Raw genomic sequence first — 8,772 nt, 5'->3', positions numbered from 1 at the left:
CCCGTCAGCGCGGCCCGGGACGAGATCGCCGCCGCCATCCGCGACAACCAGGTCGTCATCGTCGCCGGCGCCACGGGGTCGGGCAAGACGACGCAGCTGCCGAAGATCTGCCTCGAGCTCGGCCGCGAATCGATCGCGCACACCCAGCCGCGCCGTCTCGCCGCCCGCACGATCGCGGAGCGCGTCGCCGAGGAGATGCAGGTGCCCCTCGGCGACCTCGTCGGATACAAGGTGCGCTTCACCGATCAGGTGTCGGATGCGACGAAGGTCGCCCTGATGACCGACGGCATCCTGCTCAACGAGATCCACCGCGACCGGCTGCTGCGCCGCTACGACACGATCATCATCGACGAGGCCCATGAGCGCTCGCTCAACGTCGACTTCTTGCTCGGCTACCTCACCCGCATCCTCCCCGAGCGGCCGGATCTGAAGGTCATCATCACCTCGGCGACGATCGACCCGGAGAGCTTCGCGAAGCACTTCGCGGATGCCGCCGGTGAGCCCGCGCCCATCATCGAGGTCTCCGGCCGCACCTTCCCCGTCGAGATCCGCTACCGCGGCCACGACGAGGAGGACGAGAGCACCGACGACATCGATGAGGTCTCGGCCATCGTCGCCGCGCTGAAGGAGCTCGACCGCGAGGACCGCGGCGACGTGCTCGTGTTCCTGCCCGGTGAGGCCGAGATCCGGGATGCCGCGGATGCCGTGCGCAGCGCCTACACATCGTCTGCTGCACCCGTCGAGGTGCTGCCCCTTTACGGCCGGCTCTCCGCCGCCGAGCAGCACCGGGTCTTCGAGCGCAGCACGGTCGCAGGCCTGCGCCGCCGCGTCGTGCTCGCCACGAACGTCGCCGAGACGAGCCTCACGGTGCCCGGCATCAAGTACGTCATCGACACCGGCACCGCGCGCATCTCGCGCTACAGCAGTCGCTCGAAGGTGCAGCGGCTGCCGATCGAGCCGGTGTCGCAGGCATCCGCCAATCAGCGCTCCGGCCGCGCCGGCCGCACGAGCGACGGCATCGCGATCCGCCTCTACTCCGAGGACGACTTCGACAAGCGCCCGGAGTTCACCGAGCCCGAGATCCTGCGCACCTCGCTCGCCTCGGTCGTGCTGCAGATGCTCTCGCTCGGATTCGGCGACATCACCGCCTTCCCGTTCCTCACCCCGCCGGACTCCCGCGGCGTGAAGGCCGCCTTCGACCTGCTCGTCGAGCTCGGCGCCGTCGACCTGTCGCGCGAGACGCCGAGGCTGACGAAGACCGGCCGCGACATCTCGCGCATGCCGATCGACCCGCGATTCGCCCGGATGCTGCTGGAGGCCGGCCGCACCGGCGTCGGCGACGAGGTGCTCGCGATCGTGTCGGGCATGAGCATCCAGGACGTGCGCGAGCGGCCCTCGCAGGACGCCCCGCAGGGAGTGCGCGATTCGGCGGAGCGCGCGCATGCGCGGTTCACCGACCCTGCCAGCGACTTCCTCGCGCTGCTGAAGCTCTGGGACTACCTGCGCGAGCAGCAGCGCGAGCTCGGCTCGAGCGCGTTCCGGCGCATGTGCCGCAGCGAGCACCTGAACTATGTGCGCGTGCGCGAGTGGTTCGACGTGCACCGCCAGCTGCGCACGCTCGTGCCGAAGGGGGCGCAGCGCGGCGCAGCGCAGCGGCCGTCCCGTGAGCGCAGCGAGCGGAGTGAGAAGAAAGAGCTCCAGGGCCACCCGCAGGGCGACGCGATCCACCGCGCGCTCCTCTCCGGCCTGCTCTCGCAGATCGGCATCCTCGACGAGCGCAACGTCCCGAGCGCCAACAAGGACAAGGGCAAGAAGGACAAGCGCCGCATCGCCGAGTACCGCGGCGCACGCGGCATCCGCTTCTCGATCTTCCCCGGCTCCGGGCTGCGCAAGCAGTCCCCTCGGGCCGTGATGGCCGCCGAGATAGTCGAGACGTCGCGCACCTTCGCGCGCACGGTCGCGGCGATCGATCCGGCGTGGGCCGAGTCGCTCGCCGGCGATCTCGCGAAGCGGCAGGTCTCCGAGCCGCACTGGTCGAAGGATGCCGGCGCCGCCGTGGCCTACGAGAAGGTGACGCTGTTCGGGGTGGAGATCATCCCGCGCCGGCGCATCCAGTTCGCCCGTATCGACCGCGCGGCGTCCCGCGAGCTGTTCGTGCGCCACGCGCTCGTCGAGGGCGAATGGGATCCCACCCGCATCGATAAGCGCGTCAGCGCGTTCTGGCGCAGCAACCATGAGCTGCGCAAGCGCCTCGAGAAGCTCGAGGAGCGCGAACGGCGCCGCGACATCCTCGCCGGCGACGAAGCCGTCTTCCAGTTCTACGACGAGCGCGTCCCCGCCGATGTCTTCGATGTGCGCTCGTTCGAGAAGTGGTGGGGCGAGGCGCTGCAGTCCACCCCGAAGCTGCTCGTCATGCGCGAGAGCGACCTCATCGACGACGACGACCGCGCCGACCAGCGCGAGTTCCCCACCCGCTGGAATCAGGGCGACCAGGTTCTGGGGCTCGCCTACCGGTTCGAGCCCGGCGCCCCCGATGACGGCGTGAGCGTCGTCGTGCCGCTCGCACTGCTCGCCCAGATCGAGGACCGCGGGTTCGACTGGCAGGTGCCGGGTCTGCGCGCCGAGCTCGTCACCGCTCTGCTGCGCGCGCTGCCGAAGGCGATCCGACGGCACGTCGTGCCCGCCGCCGACTGGGCCGAGAAGTTCGGCGACGCGCTCGCCGAACAAGGACCCGAGAACCACGTCGGCCTTCCGGAACGCTCGCTGAAGGAGGCGCTGGCGAAGCTCATCCAGCCCCTGGCGAATCAGCCGATGAGCGCCGCGGACTTCGAGGACGACCGAGTCCCCGGCCATCTGCGCATGAACTTCCGCGCCGTCGATGAGCGCGGTCGCGTCGTCGGGAATGCCCGCGACCTCGGCGAGCTGCAGCACAAGCTCTCCGACCGTGCTCGGCAGAGCGTCGCCCGCTCCATCGCACGTAAGACCCCGGATGCGGCATCCGCTCGGAAGTCCCCGGTGGCCTCGGCGCAGAGCGCCGTCGCCGCGGCATCCGCCCGGGGCCCGATCGAGCAGGACGGGCTCACCGACTGGACCTTCGGGGAGCTTCCCGAGATCCTCGACACGAAGGTCGCCGGCGGCGTCGTGCGCGGCTACCCCGCGATCGTCGACCGCGGCAAGACCGTCTCGGTGCGCGTGGAGGCGACGGCGGATGCTGCGGCCGCCGCCAGCAGCGACGGCATCCTGCGCCTGATCCTGCTCAACGTTCCCTCCCCCGCCTCCTACGTCCAGGAGCACCTCACCGCACAGGAGAAGCTCGCCCTCGCGGCCTCGCCGTACCCGAATGCGGCTGCCCTCGTCGAGGATGCACGGGCCGCCGTCGCCCGCGCGACGCTGGAGCGGTCGGGCGGCGCGGCCACGATCCGCACCCGCGAGGCGTTCGAACGCGCGCGCGACACCGTCAACGCGACTCTCGTCGAGGATCTCTTTCAGACGGTCTCGCTCGTCGCGCGCATCCTCACCTCCTCCCGAGAGATCGAGCGCGGCATGAAGGCTCAGAACGCGCTCTCCCTCCTCGGGCCGCTCGGGGATATCCGCGCGCATCTGAACGGGCTCCTGCATCCCGGGTTCATCTCCGCGGCCGGCGTCGAGCGCCTCGCGCACTTCCCTCGCTACCTCGCCGGAATGCTCGAACGGCTCACGGTCCTGGCGAACGAGCCGGGCAAGGACCGCACCCGCATGACCGAGTACGAACGCGTCGCGCAGATGTTCGCCGACGCCGGCGGGTCGATCCCGACGGCGATGGATGCACCGCGTGCGCTCGTGGAAACGCGTTGGATGCTGGAGGAATTCCGCGTCAGCGTATTCGCACAGCGTCTCGGCACCGCCCAACCCGTCTCCCCGCAGCGCATCCTGAAGGCGCTGCGCGAGGCCTGAGCCGCGTCATCCCCCGTCATCCGGATTCGCATTCCCAGGTGCGATCAGGAGAAAATAGCAGCAATCCTCATCTTCTCCCCCGAAAGGGGCATCTGGTATCCCCATGATCACCATCGAGAACGTCAGCCGATCATTCGGCGGAACGCGGGCTCTCGACGACGTCTCGCTCGAGATCCCGCGCGGCCAGATCTTCGGCGTCGTCGGTCAGTCCGGCGCCGGCAAGTCGACGCTGCTGCGCACCGTGAACGCGCTGGAACGCCCCGATTCGGGACGCGTCGTCGTCGACGGCGTGCCCGTCTCGCACCTGCACGGCAACGAGCTGCGCACCGCGCGCCACGGCATCGGCATGGTGTTCCAGCACTTCAACCTCATCGGCAACCGCACCATCGTGCAGAACGTCGAATTCGCTCTCGAAGCGATCGGGCACCCGCGCGGCGACCGCGCCCGCCAGGCCCGCGAGATGCTCGACCTCGTCGGCCTCTCGGCCCGCGCCGATGCGTACCCCGCACAGCTCTCGGGCGGCCAGCGCCAGCGGGTCGGCATCGCCCGCGCCCTCGCCTCCCGGCCCCGCGTGCTGCTCTCGGATGAGGCGACCAGCGCCCTCGACCCCGAGACGACCCAGCAGATCCTGGCTCTGCTGCGCCGCTTGTCGGGAGAGCTCGGGCTCACGGTCATGCTGATCACCCATGAGATGACGGTCGTCAAGCAGATCTGCGACTCCGCGGCTCTGCTCGAGCACGGCCGCGTGATCGAGAACGGTGCACTCACCGATCTGATCCGTACCCCCGGAAGCCGCCTCGCCCGCGACCTGTTCCCGCTCGGAGAGGTCCCCGACATCCCGGGATCCGCCATCATCGATCTGACGTTCGCCGGCGAAGAGGCGCACAAGCCGACCATCACGCTGCTCGCCCGCGCCCTCGACCTCGACGTGTCGATCCTCGGGGCGACGATCGAGAACATCGCCGGCGCGCAGGCCGGCCGCACACGTCTCGCCCTGCCGGGCGATGCCGCAGTCCTCGAGCGCGCGCAGGCGTTCCTCGCCGAGCACAGCGTCGCCGTCGAGGTGGTGAAGGCAGCATGATCGACTACTCCGCTCCCACCTTCTGGTCCGACCTGTTCGACGTCATGCTCGCGGGCACTCTCGCAACGCTCTGGATGACCGGTGTCGCCATCCTGTTCACGATCATCGTCGGGCTTCCCCTGGGCATCGTGCTCGTCGGCACGGAGAAGGGCCGCTTCCTCGCGACGCCTTTCGGCTCTGCCGCCGCGGGCGTCATCATCAATCGCGTGCTCGGATTCATCGTGAACCTCGGCCGCTCGGTGCCGTTCATCGTGCTGATGATCGCGCTGATCCCCCTGACCCGGATGCTGCTGGGCTCGTTCATCGGAACGGGACCCGCCATCTTCCCGCTGACGATCATCGCGATCCCCTTCTTCGCCCGTGTGGTCGAGATCGCCGTCAAGGAGGTCGACTCGGGCCTGCTCGAAGCGGCCGACTCCCTCGGCGCCACCCGCTGGCAGCTCGTGCGGCGCGTGATCCTGCCCGAGACGGGTCCGGCGATCGTCCTCGGCATCGCCACGACCATCACCTCGATCATCAACTTCTCGGCCATGGTGGGCGTCGTCGGCGGCGGCGGGCTCGGAAACGTCGCCCTCACCTACGGCTTCCAGCGCTACAGCTGGCTGCACATCGTCGCCGTCGTCATCGTGCTGTTCATCATCGTGCTTCTCGTGCAGTGGGCGTGCAACGCCATCGCCCGCCGGCTCGACCACGCGAACCGCGCAGCCCACGCCGCCGAGGCGATCGACGCCGGCGCCTGACCCCGAAGCATCCATTCATCGACCCCAGGAGCATCATCATGTCCTTCTCCTCCCTCACCCGCGGCATCGCCCTCGCCGCCGCCGGTGTCCTCGCCCTCAGCCTCACCGCCTGCGCCGGCTCCTCCGACGCACCGGCTGCGGACGGCTCCGACGGCCTCGGCACGCTGAAGGTCGGCGCGCTGCCCGTCCCCGCCGGCGACATGCTCAAGTGGGTCTCCGAGAACCTCGCCGAGGAGAAGGGCCTGACCATCCAGTGGCAGGAGTTCACCGACTACAACACGCCCAACCCGGCGCTGTCGGACGGCTCGGTCGATGCGAACCTGTTCCAGAACTCGACGTTCCTCGAGACCTACAACCAGCAGACCGGCGACGACCTGATCTCGGTCGGCGAGATGTATCTGCCCGCCGCCGCCTTCTACAGCAACAAGGTCGACAGCCTCGATGAGCTGAAGGACGGCGCGACCGTCGCGATCCCCAACGACCCGACCAACGAGGGCCGCGCTCTCGAGCTGCTCGCCGCCGAGGGGATCATCGAGATCTCCGAGGGTGCCGACACGCTCAGCGGCATCACCGAGAACCCGAAGAACCTGAAGTTCATCGAGATCGAGAACGCGACGCTCGCCCTTGCGCTTCCCGACAACGACGCGGCGTTCGTCACGGCGTCGTTCGCGATCCCGGCGGGCCTCTCCGACGATCAGGCGATCCTCATCGAGGGCACCGACAGCGCGTACTACAACATCCTCGCCACCCGTGCCGAGCTGAAGGACGACCCGCGCATCACGGCTCTCATCGAGATGCTGACCGATGAGCGCACCCAGGAGTACATCCTCGAGACGTGGAAGGGCCTGATCGTCCCGGTCGGCTGATCCCGCTCCTCGATGCCCCCGTCACCGTTTCGGTGCGGGGGCATCGTCGTACCGGTAGCCTGGCCGCATGGCTCGCGCGATCGTCTACACAGAACTCGGCACCCCTGATGTCCTCCGCCTCGTCGACATCCCCGACCCGGTCGCGGGTGCGGGCGAGGTCGTCGTGCGGATCGAAGCCGCCGGCGTCAACCCGCTCGATGCAAAGCTGCGCCGCGGCCTGCGGCCCGGGCCGCCCATCACCGTGCCGCGTCGTGTCGGATTCGACGGCGCCGGCGTCGTCGAATCCCTCGGCGCCGACGTCACCGGGTTCCAGATCGGCGATCGGGTCGCCATCCGCGACACCGTCGGCACCTATGCGACGCACCTGGCGGTGCCCGTCGAGAGGCTCGACGCCCTGCCGGATGCGGTGACCGCCGCCGAGGGCGCGGCCCTCGGCATCCCGATCGGCACCGCCTACCAGTGCGTGAGATCACTCGGCGTGGGCTCCGGCGACACGCTTCTCGTGCATGCCGGTTCCGGCGCCGTCGGACAGGCGGCGATCCAATTCGCCGTCGCCGCGGGCGCGACGGTCATCGCTACGGCGAGCCCTGCCCGCCATGATCTCGTGCGCGAGCTCGGCGCGATCCCCGTCGCCTACGGGGACGGTCTCGCCGACCGTGTGCGCGCGGCCGTCGACGGCGATGTCACCGTGGCCCTGGACTGCATCGGCACGGATGAGGCGATCGAGGTGTCGAAGCTGCTCGTCGCCGATCCAACGCGCATCGCGACGATCGTGCGCGGACCGGATGCGGCGGATCTCGGCATCCGCGCCTTCAGCGGCGGGTCGCCCGATCCCCTCACCGCCGAGCAGCTCGCCTGGCGGGCCGAGGCCGTCGGCATCGCGATCAGCGGGCTTGCGACCGGCGACTTCCAGGTGGAGCTCGCCGCCGAGCTGCCGCTCGCCGACGCGGCCGAGGCTCACCGCACCATAGAAGCTCACGCCGCCGGCGGCAAGATCACGCTGATCCCGTAGCGCCGCGCGATCCGCTCAGGCGGCGGCACGCTCCTCATCGCGCCGGCGCGCGCCCTCGCGCAGCAGGGGCACGAGCTCCTCGCCCCAGTGCTGCACATCGCCGAGCGGGTCGAAGCCGCGGATGAGGAAGCGCGTGACGCCGAGATCGTAGTACTTCAGCAGCGCCTCCGCGACCTGCTGCGGGGTGCCCACGGGAGCGGTCGAATTGCCCGATGGCCCCACGAGTCGCGTGATGCCGGTCCAGAGCCGCTCATCGTGCACATCGCTGCGCCGGGCGAGCTGCTGCAGGCGCTCGGAGGAGACGGCGTCCCGCTCGCGGCGGGTCGGCGCAGCGAACGCCAGGGTGTTCCCGGTCTTCTTCGCGGCGAGCAGCCGCTCGGCATCGGCGTAGATGCGATCGGCCTTCGCCCAGGCGGCTTCCTCGGTCTCCGCGATGATCGGCCGGGTCGAGAGGCTGAACTCGATCGTGCGCCCCTGCTTCGCCGCGGCGGCGCGGATCGTGCGGATGTGCTCGGCGACGTCGGCGAGCGGCTCGCCGAACAGCATGTAGACGTCAGCCCCCTTCGCGCCGATGTCGATGGCGCCGTCGGAGAGACCGCCGAAGAAGATCGGGATTCCCGCATCGGTCGCGGGTTTCCCCCCGGAGTAAGCCCCCTCGACGCGGTAGAAGTCCCCGTGGTGGTCGAAGGGCTCCTCCGAGACGAGGGTTCTGCGCAGCACGTCGATGAACTCGCCCGTGCGCCGATAACGATCGGCCTTTTCGCTGAAGTCGCCGTCGCGGCGCTGATCGGCTTCACTGCCGCCCGAGATGTGGTGGATCGCGACCCGGCCACCACCGGTGAGGTGGTCCAGGGTCGCGAGCTTGCGGGCGACGACGGTCGGGGCGACGAACCCCGGACGGTGTGCGATGAGGACCTTGAGGTTCTCGGTCGCGTGCAGAGCGGCGGATGCGACGGCGAAGCCATCCGGCGAGCTCGCGCTGTATCCGATGAGGATGCGGTCGAATCCGGCGTCCTCGTGAGCGCGGGAGAATTCGCGCACATAGGCTGCGTCGACGACCGGTCCGGTGAGCTCCTTCACCTCGGAGCCCGGGGTCGTCGCGATCATTCCGAGGATTTCGATGGGCATGTGCTGCTCCTC

General features: G+C 69.6%; 6 protein-coding genes. 5 read left to right on the top strand and 1 reads right to left on the bottom strand.

Annotated elements, in window-relative coordinates:
* From hrpA to Q0Z66_RS07915, 5 genes are all read left to right on the top strand, one after another.
* Nucleotides 1-3,933, top strand: a 3,933-nt coding sequence (hrpA, locus tag Q0Z66_RS07935; protein WP_298039923.1) for an ATP-dependent RNA helicase HrpA, incomplete at its 5' end; no start/stop codon positions are given.
* Nucleotides 3,934-4,036: 103 nt separating this feature from the next.
* A complete protein-coding gene (locus Q0Z66_RS07930) occupies nt 4,037-5,014 on the top strand; it encodes an ATP-binding cassette domain-containing protein (RefSeq protein WP_298039921.1) in 978 nt (325 codons plus the stop codon).
* Nucleotides 5,011-5,754 carry a methionine ABC transporter permease gene (locus Q0Z66_RS07925; protein WP_298039920.1) on the top strand — a complete coding sequence of 248 codons (744 nt, stop codon included), beginning with the start codon at nt 5,011-5,013 and terminating at the stop codon, nt 5,752-5,754. The genes Q0Z66_RS07930 and Q0Z66_RS07925 overlap by 4 nt, the downstream gene beginning before the upstream one ends.
* Nucleotides 5,755-5,792: 38 nt before the next feature.
* Nucleotides 5,793-6,620, top strand: a complete 828-nt coding sequence (locus tag Q0Z66_RS07920; protein ID WP_298039917.1) for a MetQ/NlpA family ABC transporter substrate-binding protein — start codon at nt 5,793-5,795, stop codon at nt 6,618-6,620.
* Between the two features lie 67 nt (nt 6,621-6,687).
* Nucleotides 6,688-7,632, top strand: coding sequence for an NADP-dependent oxidoreductase (locus tag Q0Z66_RS07915; RefSeq protein ID WP_298039915.1), 945 nt, complete (start codon nt 6,688-6,690; stop codon nt 7,630-7,632).
* A gap of 15 nt (nt 7,633-7,647) precedes the next feature.
* On the opposite strand, the gene Q0Z66_RS07910 is transcribed toward Q0Z66_RS07915, so the two are convergent.
* Nucleotides 7,648-8,760 (bottom strand): LLM class flavin-dependent oxidoreductase, encoded by a 1,113-nt coding sequence (locus Q0Z66_RS07910; protein WP_298039912.1) that lies wholly within the window; start codon nt 8,758-8,760, stop codon nt 7,648-7,650.
* Between the last annotated feature and the right edge of the window lie 12 nt (nt 8,761-8,772).

The organism is uncultured Microbacterium sp. (genome assembly GCF_947632095.1).
Lineage (GTDB): Bacteria > Actinomycetota > Actinomycetes > Actinomycetales > Microbacteriaceae > Microbacterium.
This window is presented reverse-complemented; position numbering and strand designations above follow the sequence as displayed.